The following is an 18,653-nucleotide window of genomic DNA, read 5'->3' on the forward strand; positions in this document are numbered from 1 at the left end:
CGCATGTTTCCGATATTAGGCATATGCGTACCCCGTTTCGTGGGGTGAACCGCGACATAGGGGAACGCGTCGGAGAAAGGCGCAGATGACCCCGGTGCGTGTAAGACATTCCGCAGCATGAACCGGATTGTGCCGGCCCTCGTAATGGGAGGGCAGGGCGAGATGACCCTCTCGACCCTCTCGATCTTTCTTCTCGAAAGGAGACGAGCATGGCGGACATCATCAGGATTTCGGATCGGCTGAACCCTTCGCGCCGCTCTCCCCGCACGGGCGAGCACAAGGCAGAGATCCTCTTCTTCACCGGCATTCGCTACGAGCGGCTGGACCCCAATGCCATATGGCCGCGGGTGGAACTGCCGACCTTGCCGGCCTTGCCCGCGCCTCAGGGCCCTGCCTTCGGCCCAGGACGCCGCCCCTACTGATCTGCCCCTGAGCGGATGCACGCGCCTCCACTTGTCGTGCGCGGCATAATCCAGCGTCGTCACGACCGGCAGCACCGCGTTGAGAGACGGACGTGTGCCAATCCGCGATCACAACTTCGTGCAACTCGTCGACAACTGTGACGCGCGTTACTGGTTTAATTACTTTTACAATACAATATAAAATTAGAAATCGCGGTATATTGCTGCAATGCCTGCAGGTGTGACGTCCTCGCCTGCACCAAGCGGAGACCTGGTGCCAATTCATGCTGGTGAAGATTGCCAAGGACCGTATCCGCAAAGGCATGTTCGTCGAAAGCGTTGCCTGCCCCAGTCGTGAATTTGCCCGACGCCGTTTCCTGATCAAGAGCGATGCCGAACTGGCCGCCATCCGCGCGACATCGGCCCAGGAAGTCTCCATCAACATCCGGCTCGGCCTTGATGCCGAGGGTCGCGCGCCGCAGGCGGACAAGGGCCGGCAAGCCCTCGACCGTGCGCAGGTCGCTGCAGTGCGCAGTGACGTTTCCCAGTCGGCCAAGGCCCTGCGCACCAGCCTGAACGGTCTCGTCGAAGGCGGCGCGCTGGACATGGACAATCTCTCCCAGGCGGCCGATGAAAACGCCTCCCTCTGGTCCGACAGCACGGTCGTCGCTCTGGAAGTGACCCGCTTGAAGAGCAAGGACGAGACGACCTACGTGCATTCTCTTGCCGTGAGCGGCATGATGACGCTTCTCGCCCGCTCGCTGGAGATGGCCGAGGATACGGTCCGCATCCTCGGCGTCGCCGGCATGCTGCACGACATCGGCAAGCTGCTCATACCCAACGAAATCCTGACCAAGCCCGGCAAGCTCACGGATGAGGAGCGCCATGTCATCCGCAACCATCCCGAGGGTGGTTACCGCCTGCTGCAGACCTATCCGGAATTGCCGCAGGTCGTGCTCGACATCTGCCGCCTGCATCACGAAGCGCTGGATGGCTCCGGCTATCCGCTGGGCCTGAAGCAGAAGGAACTGAGTCTGCCAGTGCGGCTCAGCACCGTCTGTGACGTCTTCGAAGCATTGACCTCCGTCCGGCCTTACAAGCGCCCCTGGACGTCGACCCAGGCACTCGACTGGATGTTTGCAAGACCGCAATTCTTCGATCGCAAGCTGGTCATCCGGCTCGGCAGCGTGCTGGCCGACGCGCCGCAGCCCTGATCGGATCTCAGCGCCCGGTAAACGGCAGGCATTCGGCGTTGGCCAGGAACGCCCGCGCCTCCGGTTCATAACTTGCCTGCGGGGCAAGCACGCGCAGCACCACATAGCCTTCGGTGCCCGGATGTTCGACGAGGATCGTCTCGGCGAGTGCTGCGATCGGCGTCTTTCTGAGCTGCGCCACCTGCACTGGCGTGGCCACCAGCACATCGAGATCGCCGGCCACCGAAGTGCGGTCATTCATTGAAAAGACTTCGTTTGCGTCGCGGTCGTAGAGCGCGACCGACCAGAAATCGACGCCCTCTCCCAAAGCAACGAGCGAGAGCGGCTGGCGCTCGATGTCGAAATGGCAGACCGCGACCCTGAGATAAGGATCAAGGCTCGCGAGCCCCACCGCATCGGGACGTGCCGAAAGCGGGTGGAAGACGAAGGGCGCCCCTTCCGAGGTCACGCGCGTATAGGCGTCGCGACCCGTGAAATGCGGCACGCCCAGGATGATGATGATGTGCAGGAGAGCGGCACCGATGATACCGGTGATGATGGCGTAGAGAAACTTGCTCATTGGCCGCATCCGATCTGCTCGATGACCGGCATGGAGAGACCCGATAGGCCGGTGGAGGCGGCCGCCGGTGTGTCGAGCAGCGTCAGCACCAGCTGAAATGCGCCCGTATCGGGAATGGCGAGCCAGTTGCCGGATTTCGCCGTGCGCGAAATCACAATGTCAAAGGATCCGTCGCGGCGTCGGAGCACGGTTTGCGAGTTCTTGGCCGTCGGGCGCTCCGCGCCGGCATCCAGCGGATTGCCGTCGGCATCGGCGGCATAAAGCGTCCAGAGCCGCGTCGTCGGCGTGCGTCCGCTCATCCGGTAGGAGCAGGTTCCGGTCAGCGTCAGCCCATCCTTGTCACGCACGGCGGTGAACTGCAGCCCCTCCGCTGATCCATAGAGCAGGCGCCCGCCCTTGGCCCGATGCGCCTTGGCATAGGGATCGGCAGAGGCCGTCTGCGCCGTCGGAAAGGCCCGCCATCCGGCCACCTCGATCGCCCCGAAACCAACCGAGGCATTCAGCATCGAAAGGGCCGACAGGATCCCGCCGGCAAAGGCGATGATCAGCGCAGTGGCGACAATGAAGGGAACACGAAACACGGGCGGGTTGAGACCTCGAGGCAACGGCGGCAAGGCCGCTCTGGCAGTGCCCGAGGCGTATCACTGATTCGGGGGTGAGGGAAGTTTGGGAAGAGGAGGATGCTCGCAAGGCTCTCGCCGACTACCCGGCTTTGCGTGGCCGACCGCCTTTGGCACCGTTCGCGCGCGCAGCCGCAGCTTTAGCCTCCGACTTTGCCTGCCCGGCTAGGCGAGCAAACTCCCGCGTCATCCAGGCCTTTGTCCCGAACACCCCAGCAATCAGAGCCGGCACGAACAAATCGACATCCAGCTCAGGCCAATGAAGGTTGAAGCCGAGCCCGTCGATTTCAACAGCGGCCAGGGCTTCGGGCGAGGCCGACTGCAGATCCTGAACCAGGGCCGTGGGAAACGCATAGACGCATCCGTTGGCCAAATCGATCACAAGGCGGCCGGTCTTTTTGTCGTATCGCGCGGCAACGGCGCGGGGCTCTGTGTTAAACATCGCGCGGCCTTGCGCTTCTGCAGCGTCAAGTTGCTTTTCGTCCAGATCAGCCATGAATCCGCTCCCATTCTTTCAACAACCGACCCTGCACGGCGGCAACTTCGGTCATGATACGTCTAAGGTCCGCGCGCGTGATACCGATGCTATAAATCAGTTCCGGCTTGCCATTTTCGCCACGAAGATTGATTTTTGCCTGTCCTGGCCCGGTGACGTGAATATGTGCGGGTTCGTGATCCTGCGTGTAGATCACGAAGCGAAAACCGAACGCGCGATGGACGACGACCATACCCTAGAATAACCCATCCGTTGGGTTCGTCAAGAATGGTGGAGGCTACCGCAACACCCCCGCCGCCAAGGCCCGCTGAATGCCGCGCACATCCGTGCCCTTCTTCAAGGTCTTCGTCACCGGATCGGCGCTGCCCGAAACCCAGATCTTCAGCTCGCTGTCGAGATCGAAGGTGCCGGCCGTCTCGACCGAGAAGCGGGTAATCGCCCGGTAGGGCACGGACATGTAGTCGACCTTCGAGCCGGTAATGCCCTGAACGTCGATCAGGATCAGCCGCTTGTCGGTGAAGACGAAGACATCGCGGATGACCCGGAAGGCAAGCGAGACCTGCTCGCCGTCGATCAGCACGCCGTCCAGGCGCTTGGCAAGATCACCAGGATCGACGCTTGATCCGTGGCCCAGCAATCCGTCGAACAGTCCCATGGTGATCCTCCTGCTGTGTTGAGAAGGGAGATGGGGAGGGGGCGCGAAGCCGTCAAGACCGGTTCGGCCCCATGGCCATCACAGCTTTTCGCAAAAGGCGATGCGGTTGCTGAACGGGTCGGTCACCGTCATCTGCAGGCCCCAGGGCGCATTCTCCAGGCCCGGCTTCAGATAGCGGTAGTCTTTCGCGGTCAGTTCGGCGTGAAAGGTCTTGATGCCGCGCATCCAGGAGAAGGCCTTGGCGCCGGGCGAGGCGTCGCCGGCATGTTCGGAGAGATGCAAGACGCAAGTCCCGCGCGACACCTGGCAGTAAAGCGGAAAATTCTCGCCGAAGCGGTGCTCGAAATCGACGGAGAAGCCCAGGAAGTCACGGTAGAACTCCATCGCCTTGTCGACATCGAAGATGCGGAAGATCGGAATCGGGGCTTCGATTGCGATGTCGGCTTGCGGGCGCTCATTGGCCGCGATCCGGGCCGCGAGAATGTTCCAATGCTCGAAGCCCATTTGCCTGGCCACCAGTTCCAGTGCCCGGGAATGGGTAATCTCAAGATTGGCTTTGGCCAGTTCCGCCTTCAGCGTTCTTGCCATCAGTTTGGCATCGCGAAAATCGCGCATGGTCTTTCCTTCCTCGGTGGCAACAGGTCACATCAGTGTCCGCGTTTGCTGATCCGTCGCCATCTTCCGGAGAGGGAAAGGATGAGGAGGTGTTCTTTATGCATTCACCATCGCGTTCCAAGGAACGCCGCGGAGCGGCAGGCTGCATCGGCCTGCCAGAGAGGCTAGCAGACCCCTTCGCCAAGGCAAGATGGGTAAGGCGCCTTTCTGCGTTCCTGTCGCTTCCGCCGGCCCCGTCTCACCCCACCCGTTCGTAAAACGCCTCGATCGTCGCCACTTCCAGGCCGAGTTTGGTCAGCGATGCATGCACGCTCATGTGCCGCTCGTCATGCAGGATGAACCAGTCGTCGAAGCCGAAACGCGTCTTCGAGCCGTCGGCATCCGGCACGTCGCGGGAATACTGCCAGCGGAAGGCGCAGCCGGCCTGTTCGCCGTCCGCCGTGCCGTCGATCAGTGTTTCCCGGCCCTCGTAGCGGTTTTCGCCGCGCTTCAGGATCGTCCAGGCCAGCGTGTCGGAATGGCCGTCGTCGAAGAAATAGTCTTCCGTCAGCGAGAGCACGTTGGCCGAGGCATCGAAGCGTCCGCGAGCATCGATCGTGAACCGGTTCTGGAAGCCGCCGAGGCGGCCGATCGTCATGCCGTAACCACGCAGGGTGCCGGAGAAGAATTCCTCCAGGATGAACTTTGGCTCTCTGTCTGCAAATTCCTGAAGCTTCACGGCGTCTCTCCTGGGTTGCCGGTTGGACCGGAGAAACACGGGGAGGGCGGCCCGGGTTCCCTGAGCCGTCAACGGGCCTTTGCCCCCTTACTCTTTTGCCGATGCCGCGCTATCTGGTGATCCGACAACCCAATCCCAAGAGGAGGATCACCATGGGCAAGCGGATCGTGTTTACCGGCGGCAGCGGCAAGGCGGGGCGCCATGTCGTGCCTTATCTTCTGGACCAGGGCCACAAGGTGCTGAATGTCGACCGCGCCGTGCTCGATCACCCCGGCGTGCACACCCTGCTGACGGATGTCACCAATGCCGGTGAGGTCTTCAACGCGCTGTCCTGCCATTTCGGCTACGACGGTTACGAAGAAGAGGGCGGCCCGAAGGCGGTCGATGCCGTTGTGCATTTCGCAGCCGTGCCCCGCATTCTGATGCATCCCGACAATAAGACCTTCGCGGAAAACACCGTCTCGACCTACAACATCCTCGAATCCGCCGCCAAGCTCGGCATCAAGAAGGTCATCATCGCCTCCTCGGAAACCACCTATGGCGTCTGCTTTGCCGAGGGCGACAAGGACTACAAGGAGTTCCCCCTGACGGAGGACTATGACACCGACCCGATGGACAGCTACGGCCTGTCCAAGGTGGTCAACGAAAAGACCGCCCGCGCCTTTGCCATGCGCTTCGGCATCGATGTCTATGCGCTGCGCATCGGCAATGTCATCTCGCCCGAAGATTATGCCGCCTTCCCCGGCTATCTGGCCGATCCGCCGGTGCGCAAACGCAATGCCTGGTCCTATATCGATGCCCGGGATCTCGGCCAGATCGTCGATCTCTGCGTGAAGAAGGACGGCCTCGGCTTCCAGGTCTTCAACGCCGTCAACGACACGATCACGGCGACCATCCCGACGCGCGAGTTCCTCGCCAAATACGCGCCGAATACACCGATCACCCGCGACATCGAGGGCTTCGAGGCGCCGCTCTCGAACCGCAAGATCCGCGAAGTTTTAGGCTTCAAGGAAGCGCATGACTGGCGCAAATATGTGAAGGTCTGAACGGACTTTCTGAAGTCGATCCACCCGCCCGGACAGTGTTTCGGGCGGGGCGGCCTGTTCACAACCTGCGCTTACGCGGGCGAAGCACCCAATCCCTGCGATTTTGCTGGGCATAATCCCAAAAAGACACACCAAACCCAGCCCTCCTCGTATATGAGAAAAGTAGAAACCCCTACAATGGCGGGGTCGGGAAGGTGGAGCCTTGACCGAAAAGCGCATCGCGATTGCCAACCTCGCGCAAAGCGAGATCAAGGGACGCAATTTCGTCACCTTCGACGTGGCGATGAACGGCCATGTCATCGCGACCGTGGACGCACCGCTGATGTCGGGCCGCATCCTGTGGACCCATGCGGCCTTTCACGGCTTCAGCGATTTCAATCCCGGCGAAAAGGTCCTGCTCGAGGCCGAGGTCGACCGGGCGCTTTCGCCACCCGCAACCGTGGGACAGGCGCCCTTATGGCGCCATCATTGATCTCTGTGCCTTCAGCCGTTCCACCGCGGCAGCTGCGTCGCCAGTACAAAGGCGATGGCAAGCGATAGGATCATCGCGAGCACGAAGGCGAGCAGGAAGAGCCCGAAGGCCCTGACGAGCCCAAGGCCCAGATCCTGCATGAACCAGCGGATCTGCGCCTGCCCGTACCACAGGACTGCGGCGGCGAAGATCAGCACGGCCGCCATGATCCCGCTTCTGCCCGGCACCGCAATGAAGTCCACCGAAAGCCCGATCAGCATGACGAAGGGTGCGGCCACATAGCACTGGCTGAAGAAGGGCGGCCGAAGGGTCGAGCGGGTGAGAGCCATGCGCTTGAGCTTGATGAGGGTGACGGCCATGGCCATCGGAAAGATCCCGAAAATCACGCCACGTGCGATCAAGAGGTTGGAGGTCGATCGGGTCAGAGCCTCGATGTCGGCAGCACTCGCCCCGAGTGGCGTCGGAAAGGCGGCGGACAGTGCCTGTGACAGAAGAAGCGTGATCAGGAGAAAGAGCGGCGGGCTCACCGTATCGTCATACTGGTCCTCGGGCCGGTCGCTGAGCTCGATATCGGCATATTCCATCATGCTGAGCGGCCGCGTCAGCGCCCGCCAGAAGGTGAGGGGATAGAAGACCAGCCAGGACACGAGCTCGTAAAGCAGCTCCTCCAGCGACTTCAGCAACCTCATGAAATCCATGGCCAACTCCATCCGACCGAATGCGGCCCAACACTCTTGGCCGGCCCGACGATGCCAGCAGGGAGGACAGGGCGCAAGGGAGGCATGACAAAGCCGCGTCCCCACCCACCTCCCCCTCGAGGGGGGAAGGTCGCCGCAAAGCGGCGGGTGGGGGTGACCACATCTGCGGTGTGCTCAAGCGTCACCCCACCCCGGAGCTCCGCTCCGACCCTCCGCCTCAAGGGGAGGGTGGATGCCCGCCGCCGCCGGTCAGCCCTCATCCTGAGGCGCGAGCGAAGCGACATCGGAAGAACGAGGGCGGGTGGTCAAGCCGGCCTCGATCCTTCGAGGCCCTCGCAATGCGAGGGCGCCTCAGGATGAGGGGTATTGTTTGGTCACTCCGACATGAGCTGCACACTGCTCCGAACGGTAATCCACCAGCCCTTGTCCCGAAGCGCAAGCCATCTGCCACCCACCTTCCCCTTGAGGGGAGAGGGCGCCGCGAAGCGGCGGGTGGGGTGCGACCACATCTGCGATATGCTCACGGGTCACCCCACCCCGGAGCTCCGCTCCGACCCTCCCCCTCTAGGGGAGGGTGGATGCCCGCCGCCGACGGTCAGCCCTTGTCCAGACCATAGGCTATCTCTACACACCTCTCTTGGGGGACGCTACCGGTCAGCCCTCATCCTGAGGTGGGAGCGAAGCGACCCTCGAAGGACGAGGGCGGGTGGCCAAGCTGGGCCTCGATCCTTCGAGGCCCTCGCCTTGCGAGGGCGCCCTCAGGATGAGGGGGACCATCTGCCACCCTGACGTGAGCTGCAAACTGCTCCGAGCGATGATCCACCAGTCCTTGTCCCGAAGCCTCTCGTCAGCCCTTCGCCTCAGGGGACGGGCCAATAGGCCTTGAGAATCGCCCCACCCCCTGCCAGTGTCGCGGCCATTGTCAGCTCCGGAGATGGAATGCTCGTACTCTTCCGCAAGACGCCGATCCTTGGCGCGCTTCTGGCCCAGGTCGTGGCCCTGCCGGTGGTGGCGGCCGTCACGGCGCCGCTTACCAGCTCGGTCGAGCGGCTGCCGCTGATTGCCATCGCACTCCTTCTTCAAGGGGCGCTTGCGGCGCTGATCTGCGGCCTGCTGAAGCTGCCGCGCTGGTGGCTGCTGATCGCCTTTCTCTTCCCGATTGCCATGGGCTCGGCGCTGCTGGTCGGCAATCTGCCCGCCTGGCCCTTCGGGCTCGCCTTCCTCGTGCTGGCGCTCGTCTTTTCCAACACCACCCGCGGCCGCGTGCCGCTTTATCTCACCAATGCCGAGACTGCCTCGGTGCTCAAGGATCTGATGCGCGATCGAAGCGCCACGCGGGTGCTTGATCTCGGCTGCGGGCTTGGCGGCGTCGTGCGCGCCCTCAATGGCGAAGGCCGAAAGGCACGCGGCGTGGAAAACGCCCCCGCCGTCTATCTCGCCGCCCGTTTCCTGGCGGCCGTCACCGGCCGCGGCGAAATCCGCCGCGGCGATCTCTGGAAGACGGATGTATCCCAGGAAGACGTGGTCTACGCCTTCCTCTCACCCGCCCCGATGGCCGCGCTCTGGCAAAAACTCTCCACCGAAATGAAACCCGGCAGCCTCTTTGTTTCCAATAGTTTCGCCGTGCCGGATGTCGACCCGGACGAGATCTGGGAGCTCTCGGATAGTCGCAAGACGCGGTTGTTTTTGTATCCGATCGGGAAGGCGGAGTGAGGCGTTATCTTCTCCCACGCGTGCGGCAAAACGGTGCACAACGGCCGATGGCCCGCAAGGTCCGTCGCGTGCCGCAACCGCACGGGCAAGCGGTGCGACGGTGTGGGATCCATCTCTAGGCTACTATCGGGGCCGCAGGTGGCGAGAGGTTTGCGCCATAAGCGGACATTGCGCTCCTATGAGCCGGCCTTATGTCCGGTCTATTGCGAGAGGTTGCTGATTTGAAGCTGGTACGGGTATCGAGCCAACCTGAATGGGAGGCGTATCATCGGATTCGACGGCATGTGCTGTTCGATCTGCGTGGACTGTCTGGATACGACGAGCACCATCCCGACGACAGAAAGCCGAAGCACATTCCGCTGATTTTTGCCGATGGCGATGAGTTTGTTGGCGCGGTCCGTCTTGATTTCACTGGGGACGGGAATGGAGTGGTTCGCACCGTCGCAATCGTCGCCGAGCGCCAGCGGCAAGGTATGGGACGAGCCATGATGACCGCCGTCGAGACTCAGGCAAGGACTTATGGCCTTAATGGGCTTGAGGCGCACGTAGCGCCGGACGCAGTCGGTTTTTACCGCAAGATCGGCTGGGAACTTGTCGATGCAAATCGGCCCAACCCTCTAATGGCAAAGCATTTTGCGTGACCGCTTTGGACCATATCCGGACAAACGCTCGAAGCGGCAGGCTTCACCTCGCCCCCATACCCTCACGCCACCCCGCGCTCGGTCTCTTCGTTGAGGCTCACCCGCCAGCTGTTGCGGCCGTCGGCCTTGGCGGCGTAGAGCGCCCGGTCGGCGAGGTCGAGCAGGCGGTCGAAATCGCCTTCGTGCTGGATCGTGCCGCAGGCGGCGCCGACGCTGATCGTCACATGCTGGTTGCGGTCGCCGGTATGGGCATGCGCGATGCCGAGCTGGCGCACGGCGCGCCGCAGGCTCTCGGCAAGCGCTGCTGCCATGTCCTGATCCGCATCCGCCAGTATCGCCACGAATTCCTCGCCGCCATGGCGGGCGAGATGCGCCTCGATCGGCAGCGCCCGGCGCATGGCACGCGCCACGCGTTTCAGGCAGTCGTCGCCGGCACCATGGCCATAGGCATCGTTATAGGCCTTGAAGTGATCGACATCGGCGACCAGCAGCACGACGCGCGAGGCCGCATCCGGGCTTTCGCCCGTCAGCCTTGAAAGCTCCATCTCCGTGCCCCGGCGATTGGAGAGGCGGGTGAGCGGATCGGTGACGGAGAGACGGGCGAGATCCTTGTTCTGGCGCGACAATTCCCGCTTCAGCGCCTCGTTTTCCTCCATCTGCAAATGGCTGGTGAGCGCCTCGACCTCGAGCTGGTAGGAGACGAGCAGCGTCATGATCACGGTCGGCATATAAACCGCCAGATGCTGGATCACATAGGACGGTGTGACACCTTCGAGGAACCAGATCGCCGAATAGTTCAGACAGAAGGTGAAGATGCTGGCGCGCAGCGCCGGGCGGAAGGGGGAGGCGGCGGCAATGGTGATCGCCATCTGGAAGCTGGTCGCCGCATAGAAATAGGTCAAAACCCCCGGGCTCGAACTCGACACCAGGATGATGCACCAGCAGACATTGGCAAGAAGCGCCACGAGGATCGCGGCGATCTCCTTCTTTTCGATCGGGTGGTTGCCGGCGATATAGGCAAAGAGGCCGATGGTGATCGGCACGATCACGGCAAAGCGCAAAACGGCGGAAAGCACCGTGACATCGCCCAGCAACCAGAGATCGAAGAGAAAGCAGCTGAGATAGAAGGTGAGGACACAGAATACGGCGGCTCGGAGCATGCGGCTGCGGAGAGGAGCCCGGTATTCCAGAAAGGCCGCATATTGCTCCGCTGAAAGCCGCGGTCGTGCGGGAAGTCCGAGCCATCTCATCATGGATGTCCAATCACCGATTGAAAAACTGGTCCTTAGAAAACGAGACGAAGCTAGGGCAGGCCCCCTTAATTTGGGGTGAAGCTTGTGTCCCAATACGAGAAATCAGGGATGAACAAAGAGGCTATGGTAAAGGAAGAGTCAATGCGCTTGCGGCAGATTGGTGTTCCATGCACAATCCTGTTTCAATTCAGGATGGTATCCGCCGGCAGGTCGTGGGATCGATCGTAGACAGACTGCAGATCGGTCGAATCAGGCCGGCGGACGTCGCGCGGGAAAGACCGCATCGTAACCGCACCGTAAACCTGCAATTGTCTTAACGTGTGGTTGCGCCGGTCGTTTCCGGCTCGATGGCCGCCTGGGCCGTGCCAGTGGCGGGCGTGGCAAGCGCCTGCGCCGCCTTCAGGCGCGCGGCGAGATCGCGGATCAACCGCGTCGACTGCGCCGAGAGCGAGCGCGGGCGTACCATCGGCGGTAGCGCATCCGGATTGGCGGCATCCGCGACCTCAGGCTTTTCTTCCCGCTCCGGCATGGGCTGGTCGATGCCGAAGATCGGCTTCAGGTCGATGCCCTGGTGGGCATAATCCATCAGCTTCTTGAAGGTCATCGCCGGCAGCGAGCCGCCGGTCATGTTGTTGGTCGAGGTATAGTCGTCATTGCCGAACCAGACGGCGGCCGTGTAGTTGCCGGTGTAACCAACGAACCAGGCGTCGCGATAGGCCTGGGTCGTGCCGGTCTTGCCGCCGGTCAAGACCCCATCGACGGCGGCGCGCCGCGCCGTGCCGATATAGGGGATCTTGGTCATCATCTCGTTCATGCAGATCGCGGCCTGCTCGGTCAGGATCTGGGCCGGTGCCGGGGCATCGCGCTCGAAATCATAGAGCACGTCGCCGGCATAATTGCTGATCTGGGCAATGCCATGCCGGCGCGAGGCCTTGCCACCCGCCGGCAAGACGGCATAGGCGGTCGCCTGGTCCATGACGGTCACTTCCGCCGTGCCGAGCGGGATGGTCACATCCTTTTTGATCGGCGTCTCCACACCCATGGCCTTGGTGGTCTGGATGATGGCGTCGATGCCGAACTTTTCCTTGGCAAGGCGCACGGGAACCGTGTTGATCGACTTTGCCAGCGCCGTTTCCATGGTCACCCGGCCGGCATAGCTGCGGCCGTAATTCTGCGGGCTCCAATTGCCCCAGGAGACGGGACCGTCGGTCACCACGGTCTGCGGCGTATAGCCGTTCTCCATCGCGAGCGCGTAAGTGTACATCTTGAAGGACGAACCCGGCTGACGCAGCGCCCGTGTGGCGCGGTTGAACTGGCTTTCGCCATAGTCGCGCCCGCCGACCATGGCGCGCACGGCGCCGCCATTCTCGATCATGACAAGCGCGCCCTGGCGCACATTGTAGCTCTCGCCATATTCGCGCAGCGACGAGGCGACCGCTTCCTCCGCCGCCTGCTGCAGGCCGAGATCGATGGTCGTGCGCACGACGAGCGTGTGATCCTTGAACTTGGCGGCGATCCTCTGCACTTCCTCGAATGCCCAGTCGAGGAAGAAGTCGGGTGCATCCTTCTCGTCGCGATCGATGACGGAAGCCGGGTTGCGCCGTGCCGCCACGACCTGACCCTCGGTCATCAACCCGCTCTGCACCATGTTGGTCAAGACGTCATTGGCGCGCGCACGCGCCGCCGGCAGGTTCACATGCGGGGCATATTTCGCCGGCGCCTTGAAGAGGCCGGCCAGCATCGCCGCTTCCGCCAGCGTCACCTCGGTGATGTTCTTGCCGAAATAGAATTGCGAAGCCGCTGCCGCCCCGAACGTGCCGCCGCCCATATAGGCGCGGTCGAGATAGAGCGAGAGGATCTCTTTCTTCGAGAGGTTCGCCTCGAGCCAGAGGGCCAGATAGGCTTCCTTGATCTTGCGCTCGATCGACCGTTCATTGGTGAGGAAGAGGTTTTTCGCCAGCTGCTGCGTCAGCGTCGAGCCGCCCTGCACCACGGTGCCGGCCTTGGCATTCTCGGTCATGGCGCGGGCGAGGCCCATGAAGTCGATGCCGAAATGCTCGAAGAAGCGCCGGTCTTCGGTCGCAAGCACCGCCTTCACCAGATGGTCGGGCAGCTCGTCCACCGGCACGGAATTCTCGTGGATGATGCCGCGGTGGCCGATCGTGTTGCCATAGCGATCGAGGAAGGTGACGGCGAAATTGTCGTGGTTGCGCCAGTCTTTCTTCGTTTCCTCGAAGGCCGGCTGGGCAAGCGCCAGAAGCACCACGGAACCGGCCGTACCAAGCGTCATCGCCTCGCCGGCAAGCTCGAAGCCGAGCTTCTTCAGTCCACGCACCCGGAAACGGCGGAAGAAGATGGTGATCTCTTCCCAGGCCTCGGTGAGTTCGTAGCCGGCATTCCACAGGGTGGAATCGAGCCAGCTGTCGATCTTCAGAAAGATGTGGCGCTTGAGCCGCGGCGGCTTCTCGGGCCTGCCTTCGGTCGGGCCGGAGGCCAGTCGATCGTCCGCACCGGCAGCGTCCACACGCTCCATCGGCTCCAGATCGTCAGGCTTGTCCTTGTCGGCCACCGTGGCTTTTCCCGAAAACTTGTTGTCTGCGCCCTTGACGCGCCCGCCGATAAGGATCAGGACCCGGAGGAACCGTAGAGCAGGCCGTCGTCCTCGAAGTGATGGGCGATTTGCCGACAAAGGACAAGCGCTTTCGCTGACCATGGTGAACCCGGCCGCGGCGGATAGGTGCTTTTGCCGATCAGCGTTGCACCCCTGCACCGGCCGCGGCTGTCGACCATGAGGCAGGCGCCGATGACCGCGATGCCTTGCACAGCAAGAGCCAGTTGAACGAGACCATGACCGACCAACCCTTCTGGAAAACCAAGACGCTCGCCGAGATGAGCAATGCGGAGTGGGAAAGCCTCTGCGATGGCTGCGGCCTCTGTTGTCTCAACAAGCTCGAGGACTGGGACACCGGCGAAGTGGTCTTCACCTCGGTCGCCTGCAAGCTGCTCGACGGCGACAGCTGTCGCTGCGCCGACTACGAAAACCGCCAGCAGACCGTGCCCGACTGCATCCAGCTGACGCTTCAGGGCCTGCGCGAAATCAAGTGGCTGCCGCCGACCTGCGGCTATCGCCTGATCGACGAGGGCCACGACCTCTATTGGTGGCACCATCTGGTCTCCGGCAATCCCGAAACCGTCCACGAAGCCGGCGTCTCCGCCCGTGGCCGCACGATCTCGGAAGAGGGGTTGGATGTCGAAGACCTCGAGGACTACGTCGTCGACTGGCCGCTGAAGGTGGGCGCGGAACGGGGGTAGGGGCTCGCGAGGCTTGAGCCTTTTCGTCGACCTGAGCGTCAGCCGATGCCGAGGAAGACCGCGAGATTGCGAGTGACTGCGAGCATCTTCTCTTCGCGCACCTGTCCGATCACCCGTCCGACCCGCTCACGCTTCACCGACATGGCCTTGTCGATCATCACCCAAGAGGGGTGCATGAGCCCGTTTTCTGCATCGGGTTCCAGAGGCACGCGCACGAGGGGAGCGTCAATGGGGGTGCTGGTGACGAGAAGCAGTGTCACCGTGCCAGTCTCTGCGAAACTGTCACTCTGAACGATGAGTCCGGGGCGCGGCTTGCCGAAGTCACCCGACATGGCGACCGTAACAAGGTCGCCGCGTTTCACGTCGGAACCTCAGGCAGGTGATCATCAAGATCCTGGAGCACGTCGTCGAGGAAGGCGTCAAGTCCGACGTCCAGTCTGTCGGCCTCGGCCGTCAAACGCGCCTGGCGGGCGCATTCTTCGTTGAAGCCGGCTCGGCGCGTATCCGGGAGCCAGATCTGCACAGGGCGCAATCCCTGGGCTCTCAGATGTTCGCGCCGCTTTTGCACGCGCCGTCCCACGGGTGTTGCCATCACGGATCTCCATTCAGGAATGTTACATGTAACGCATCCGTGCCTTCCGGACAAGATCTCCCTTGATGGTCTGCGCCTTGTCCCGGTCACGCCCGTCCCCCACCCCGGAGCTGCGCTCCGACCCTTCCCCTCTAGGGGAGGGTGCTTCGCGAGTGATTGTTGCCGTCATTCAATTGAAGTACAGTATGGCAGGAGAACGCCATGACCAACGCACTCGTCCAGACACGCATCGATCCCGAGATCCGCGACCGCGCGGCCGCCGTGCTGGAGGGCATGGGGCTGACCGTGTCCGATGCCGTGCGCATTCTGCTCACCCGCACTGCCAATGAAGGCGCTCTGCCGATCGAGCTCCTGTCGGACCCTGCCGTTCACGATGCCTGGTTTCGCGCCAAGGTGCGAGAGGCGCTGGAGGATGCGCGCGACGATGTCGAGGATAATGCTGTGGCGGACATCTTCGCGCAACGCAGAGCAGCAGCCCTCGCCAAGGAGACGGGGCGGTGAGGCTTACCTGGTCAGCACTGGCAATTGCTGACCGTTTGGCGATGTTTGACTTCATCGAGCAGGAAAATCCGGCCGCTGCCGTTCGCATCGACACGAAAATTGAGCTGGGTATCCGTCAACTGCTCCAGTTTCCTGAGAGCGGACGGACCGGTCGGGTAACGGGGACGCGGGAACTGGTGATCTCCGGAACGCCCTACATCGCCGCCTATGCCGTCCTTCCGGATCGCATTCGCGTTCTGCGTATCCTGCATGGGGCACAGATCTGGCCTCACGCGCTTTAGTCGCGTCCTTCCAAAAAATCCTCACGCCACCCCTTGACCCTCCCATGATGGGAAGGTCCATGTATCATGGCGGAGGTGACCGCTATGAACATGCAGTCCAGGCCTGATGGGGCCAAGAAGACAATTGAACCGATCCTTCTGCCCGTTGAGGGCATGACCTGCGCTTCCTGTGTGCGCCGGGTCGAAAAGGCGGTGGCCGCCGTGCCGGGCGTGGAACAGAGCGCGGTGAATTTCGCGACCGAGACGCTCTCGGTGACGCCGGGTGCGGGCTTCTCCGCCGAGGCCTTGCTCGAAGCGATCGACAAAGCCGGCTATGAGGCAAGGGCCGAGACGCTGGTGCTCGAGGTCGAGGACATGACCTGCGCCTCCTGTGTTTCGCGGGTCGAAAAGGCGCTGAAGACGGTGCCGGCGGTCGAGACGGCGAGCGTCAATCTGGCGACCGGCGAGGCGGTGGTGAAGGTGCTGGGCGGGGTCTCGGCTGTGCCGGCACTTGCCGCAGCGGTGGCCAAGGCGGGTTATGCCGTCAGGCTGTCCGGTGGTGACGGCGGTGCGCAGGCGAGCGGGCAGGGGGGTGCAAGCCATGACGTCCCGGGAGAGGCAACGTCGTCGGCGCATTCGGCGTCCTCCGCAGGCCAGGCCGTCGATGGCCGCGAGATCCGGCGCGAGAAGGAGATCTCGGCTCTGAAGCGGGACTTCCTGGTCGCGCTCGTGCTCACCCTGCCGCTCTTCATCATGGAAATGGGTGGGCATCTCTATCCGCCGCTGCATCATCAACTGATGCAGGTTTTCCCTGGCAACACGCTGTATTATCTGCAGTTTGCACTGGCGACTGCGGTGCTGGCTGGTCCCGGAAGGCGCTTCTATCTGAAGGGCATCCCGGCACTCGTGCGGCTGGCACCCGACATGAATGCGCTGGTCGCGATCGGCACGGGGGCAGCCTATCTCTATTCCGTCGTGACGACTTTTGCACCCGGTCTGCTGCCGGAGGCCGCGCGCCATGTCTATTACGAAGCTGCGACCGTCATTGTGTCGCTGATCCTGCTCGGACGCCTGCTCGAAGCCCGGGCCAAGGGCCGGACGGGGGCGGCAATCCGCAAGCTGGCGGGCCTGCAGGCCAAGACCGCGCGCGTCGAACGCGACGGGCAGACTCGCGACGTGCCGCTCTCCGAGGTGAAACTCGGCGATGTCGTCGTGGTCCGTCCGGGCGAGCGCATTCCGGTCGATGGCCGGGTGATCGATGGGGCGAGTGCCGTCGACGAGGCGATGATTTCGGGCGAGCCGATCCCCGTCGAAAAGTCTGTAGGGGCGACCGTCATCGGCGGCACGGTCAACGGCTCCGGCTCCTTCCGCTTCGAGGCGACCGGTGTTGGGTCAGACATGATGCTCTCACGCATCATTCGCATGGTGCAGGAGGCACAAGGGGCGAAGCTGCCGATCCAGAAGCTCGTGGATGAGGTGACCGCCTGGTTTGTGCCCGCGGTCATCGGCGTCGCCGTCTTCACCTTCCTGATCTGGCTGATCTTCGGGCCGGAGCCTGCCTACACCCATGGCCTGGTGGCGGCGGTCGCCGTTTTGATCATCGCCTGCCCCTGCGCCATGGGGCTGGCCACGCCGACCTCGATCATGGTCGGCACGGGTAGGGCGGCCGAACTCGGTGTGCTCTTCCGCAAGGGCGAGGCATTGCAGAGCCTGAGCCAGATCGACTGGGTGGTGATGGACAAGACCGGCACGATCACGGCCGGGCGTCCGGACGTGACGGAGATCGTGACCGCTAAAGGTTTCGACGAGGCGGAAGTGCTGCGTCTGACCGCAAGCCTCGAGGCGCGCTCGGAGCATCCGCTGGCGGATGCGATTGTGCGGGCGGCCGAGGCACAGGGCATGGCGCTGGCGTCGGTGGAGACCGTCGAGGCGGTGGCAGGCTTTGGCGTGACCGGCATGGTCGAGGGTAGGCGGGTTGCCGCTGGTGCTGATCGGTTCATGGTGAGGCTCGGTGTGATGCCACACGGTCTCTCCCCCCTTGTGGGGGAGATGCCCGGCAGGGCAGAGGGGGACTTTTCGTCAGGTTCGCTGTCAGATCAAAGACCCCTCCCCAACGAGGGGAGAGGGGCTGACGCCACCGCCAGCCTGCAGGCTGCCTTGACCCGTCTTGCCGATGAAGGGGCAAGCCCGCTCTATGTTGCGATCGACGGTAAACTCGCGGCCGCCATTGCAGTGGCGGATCCGATCAAGGAGACGAGTGCGGCGGCCATCGCGGCGCTCAAAGCCCGCGGGCTGAAGCTGATGATGGTGACCGGCGACAACAGGCGCACGGCCGAGGCTGTGGCGAAGAAGGCAGGCATTGATGCCGTGGTGGCGGAGGTGCTGCCCGAGGGAAAGGTGAGCGCGATCAAGGCGCTGCAGGCGAAAGGTGAATCAGTCGCTTTTGTCGGCGACGGCATCAATGACGCGCCGGCGCTGGCCACTGCGGATGCCGGGGTTGCCATCGGCACCGGCACAGATGTGGCGATCGAAAGCGCCGATGTCGTGCTGGTCGGCGGCGACCTGATGGGGGCGCTGCATGCCATCGAACTCTCGGACCGTGTCATCGGCAATATCCGCCAGAACCTCTTCTGGGCCTTCGGCTACAATGTCGCGCTGATCCCGGTGGCGGCGGGGCTGCTCTATCCGTTCTTTGGGCTGACCTTCTCGCCGATGCTGGGGGCGGCTGCGATGGGGCTGTCGAGCGTGTTTGTGTTGACCAATGCGCTCAGGCTGCGGACGGCGAAGGTGACGGGGTGAGGGGACACTCTCCCCCCTTGTGGGGGAGATGTCGGCGTAGCCGACAGAGGGGGGCGAACTGTTGGGACGCTGGCGGTACAAGGTCGGT

The 18,653-nt window shown here is 62.9% G+C and carries 22 protein-coding genes; 10 read left to right on the plus strand and 12 right to left on the minus strand.

What is annotated here, in order from left to right; translation table 11 throughout:
* The first annotated feature begins 209 nt into the window (after positions 1-209).
* Together FAA86_RS04525 and FAA86_RS04530 are read left to right on the plus strand one after the other, a co-directional pair.
* Positions 210-422, plus strand: a complete 213-nt coding sequence (locus tag FAA86_RS04525; protein WP_113461918.1) for a hypothetical protein — start codon at positions 210-212, stop codon at positions 420-422.
* A 263-nt stretch (positions 423-685) separates the two neighbouring features.
* Positions 686-1,615 (plus strand): HD-GYP domain-containing protein, encoded by a 930-nt coding sequence (locus FAA86_RS04530; RefSeq protein ID WP_136538560.1) that lies wholly within the window; start codon positions 686-688, stop codon positions 1,613-1,615.
* 7 nt (positions 1,616-1,622) lie between these two features.
* Here the strand turns inward: FAA86_RS04530 and FAA86_RS04535 are convergent, their stop codons facing one another.
* The 7 genes from FAA86_RS04535 to FAA86_RS04565 all read right to left on the minus strand — a co-directional run bounded on the left by FAA86_RS04535 (position 1,623) and on the right by FAA86_RS04565 (position 5,278).
* Positions 1,623-2,174 carry a DUF1254 domain-containing protein gene (locus FAA86_RS04535; RefSeq protein ID WP_136538561.1) on the minus strand — a complete coding sequence of 184 codons (552 nt, stop codon included), beginning with the start codon at positions 2,172-2,174 and terminating at the stop codon, positions 1,623-1,625.
* A complete protein-coding gene (locus FAA86_RS04540) occupies positions 2,171-2,755 on the minus strand; it encodes a DUF1214 domain-containing protein (RefSeq protein ID WP_136538562.1) in 585 nt (194 codons plus the stop codon). The genes FAA86_RS04535 and FAA86_RS04540 overlap by 4 nt, the downstream gene beginning before the upstream one ends.
* Before the next feature lie 121 nt (positions 2,756-2,876).
* Complete coding sequence (locus FAA86_RS04545) at positions 2,877-3,290, minus strand: DUF2442 domain-containing protein (protein WP_136538563.1); 414 nt, start codon at positions 3,288-3,290, stop codon at positions 2,877-2,879.
* Positions 3,283-3,522 (minus strand): DUF4160 domain-containing protein, encoded by a 240-nt coding sequence (locus FAA86_RS04550; protein ID WP_136538564.1) that lies wholly within the window; start codon positions 3,520-3,522, stop codon positions 3,283-3,285. The genes FAA86_RS04545 and FAA86_RS04550 overlap by 8 nt, the downstream gene beginning before the upstream one ends.
* 45 nt (positions 3,523-3,567) lie before the next feature.
* On the minus strand, positions 3,568-3,945 hold the full coding sequence (locus tag FAA86_RS04555) for a PH domain-containing protein (protein WP_136538565.1): 378 nt from the start codon (positions 3,943-3,945) through the stop codon (positions 3,568-3,570).
* Between the two features lie 78 nt (positions 3,946-4,023).
* Positions 4,024-4,560, minus strand: a complete 537-nt coding sequence (locus FAA86_RS04560; protein ID WP_136538566.1) for a glyoxalase superfamily protein — start codon at positions 4,558-4,560, stop codon at positions 4,024-4,026.
* Between the two features lie 238 nt (positions 4,561-4,798).
* On the minus strand, positions 4,799-5,278 hold the full coding sequence (locus tag FAA86_RS04565; protein WP_167494891.1) for a DUF3833 family protein: 480 nt from the start codon (positions 5,276-5,278) through the stop codon (positions 4,799-4,801).
* A 152-nt stretch (positions 5,279-5,430) separates the two neighbouring features.
* Here FAA86_RS04565 and FAA86_RS04570 point away from each other — a divergent pair, with 152 nt between their 5' ends.
* Positions 5,431-6,324: an NAD-dependent epimerase/dehydratase family protein gene (locus tag FAA86_RS04570; protein ID WP_136538568.1), complete on the plus strand. Its 894-nt coding sequence runs from the start codon at positions 5,431-5,433 to the stop codon at positions 6,322-6,324.
* Between the two features lie 202 nt (positions 6,325-6,526).
* Positions 6,527-6,796 (plus strand): hypothetical protein, encoded by a 270-nt coding sequence (locus tag FAA86_RS04575; RefSeq protein WP_136538569.1) that lies wholly within the window; start codon positions 6,527-6,529, stop codon positions 6,794-6,796.
* Positions 6,797-6,807: 11 nt separating this feature from the next.
* Here the strand turns inward: FAA86_RS04575 and FAA86_RS04580 are convergent, their stop codons facing one another.
* Complete coding sequence (locus FAA86_RS04580) at positions 6,808-7,494, minus strand: permease (protein WP_136538570.1); 687 nt, start codon at positions 7,492-7,494, stop codon at positions 6,808-6,810.
* Positions 7,495-8,433: 939 nt separating this feature from the next.
* Between FAA86_RS04580 and FAA86_RS04585 the strand changes: the two genes are divergently transcribed.
* The gene (locus tag FAA86_RS04585; RefSeq protein ID WP_136538571.1) at positions 8,434-9,207 is read left to right on the plus strand and encodes a class I SAM-dependent methyltransferase; all 774 of its coding nucleotides are present in this window, start codon (positions 8,434-8,436) and stop codon (positions 9,205-9,207) included.
* Positions 9,208-9,398: 191 nt separating this feature from the next.
* Positions 9,399-9,848 carry a GNAT family N-acetyltransferase gene (locus FAA86_RS04590; protein ID WP_136538572.1) on the plus strand — a complete coding sequence of 150 codons (450 nt, stop codon included), beginning with the start codon at positions 9,399-9,401 and terminating at the stop codon, positions 9,846-9,848.
* 62 nt (positions 9,849-9,910) lie between these two features.
* Here the strand turns inward: FAA86_RS04590 and FAA86_RS04595 are convergent, their stop codons facing one another.
* Together FAA86_RS04595 and FAA86_RS04600 are read right to left on the minus strand one after the other, a co-directional pair.
* Positions 9,911-11,098 carry a GGDEF domain-containing protein gene (locus FAA86_RS04595; RefSeq protein WP_246035000.1) on the minus strand — a complete coding sequence of 396 codons (1,188 nt, stop codon included), beginning with the start codon at positions 11,096-11,098 and terminating at the stop codon, positions 9,911-9,913.
* A gap of 316 nt (positions 11,099-11,414) precedes the next feature.
* Positions 11,415-13,634 (minus strand): transglycosylase domain-containing protein, encoded by a 2,220-nt coding sequence (locus FAA86_RS04600; RefSeq protein WP_246712291.1) that lies wholly within the window; start codon positions 13,632-13,634, stop codon positions 11,415-11,417.
* Between the two features lie 314 nt (positions 13,635-13,948).
* Between FAA86_RS04600 and FAA86_RS04605 the strand changes: the two genes are divergently transcribed.
* A complete protein-coding gene (locus FAA86_RS04605) occupies positions 13,949-14,413 on the plus strand; it encodes a YcgN family cysteine cluster protein (protein ID WP_136538574.1) in 465 nt (154 codons plus the stop codon).
* Positions 14,414-14,451: 38 nt separating this feature from the next.
* Here the strand turns inward: FAA86_RS04605 and FAA86_RS04610 are convergent, their stop codons facing one another.
* Together FAA86_RS04610 and FAA86_RS04615 are read right to left on the minus strand one after the other, a co-directional pair.
* Positions 14,452-14,775: a type II toxin-antitoxin system PemK/MazF family toxin gene (locus FAA86_RS04610; protein WP_113462156.1), complete on the minus strand. Its 324-nt coding sequence runs from the start codon at positions 14,773-14,775 to the stop codon at positions 14,452-14,454.
* Positions 14,772-15,005, minus strand: coding sequence for an antitoxin MazE family protein (locus FAA86_RS04615; RefSeq protein WP_136538575.1), 234 nt, complete (start codon positions 15,003-15,005; stop codon positions 14,772-14,774). Before FAA86_RS04615 ends, FAA86_RS04610 begins: the two co-directional genes overlap by 4 nt.
* 201 nt (positions 15,006-15,206) lie before the next feature.
* Between FAA86_RS04615 and FAA86_RS04620 the strand changes: the two genes are divergently transcribed.
* The 3 genes from FAA86_RS04620 to FAA86_RS04630 all read left to right on the plus strand — a co-directional run bounded on the left by FAA86_RS04620 (position 15,207) and on the right by FAA86_RS04630 (position 18,565).
* The gene (locus FAA86_RS04620) at positions 15,207-15,506 is read left to right on the plus strand and encodes a type II toxin-antitoxin system RelB/DinJ family antitoxin (RefSeq protein ID WP_113462154.1); all 300 of its coding nucleotides are present in this window, start codon (positions 15,207-15,209) and stop codon (positions 15,504-15,506) included.
* Positions 15,503-15,787: a type II toxin-antitoxin system RelE/ParE family toxin gene (locus FAA86_RS04625; protein WP_136538576.1), complete on the plus strand. Its 285-nt coding sequence runs from the start codon at positions 15,503-15,505 to the stop codon at positions 15,785-15,787. Before FAA86_RS04620 ends, FAA86_RS04625 begins: the two co-directional genes overlap by 4 nt.
* An 84-nt stretch (positions 15,788-15,871) precedes the next feature.
* Entirely contained in the window at positions 15,872-18,565 is a 2,694-nt protein-coding gene (locus tag FAA86_RS04630) for a heavy metal translocating P-type ATPase (protein ID WP_136538577.1), read from the plus strand.
* The last annotated feature ends 88 nt before the right edge of the window (positions 18,566-18,653 follow it).

The sequence above is a fragment of the Rhizobium rosettiformans W3 genome (assembly GCF_004912135.1).
Classification (GTDB): Bacteria; Pseudomonadota; Alphaproteobacteria; order Rhizobiales; family Rhizobiaceae; genus Allorhizobium; species Allorhizobium rosettiformans.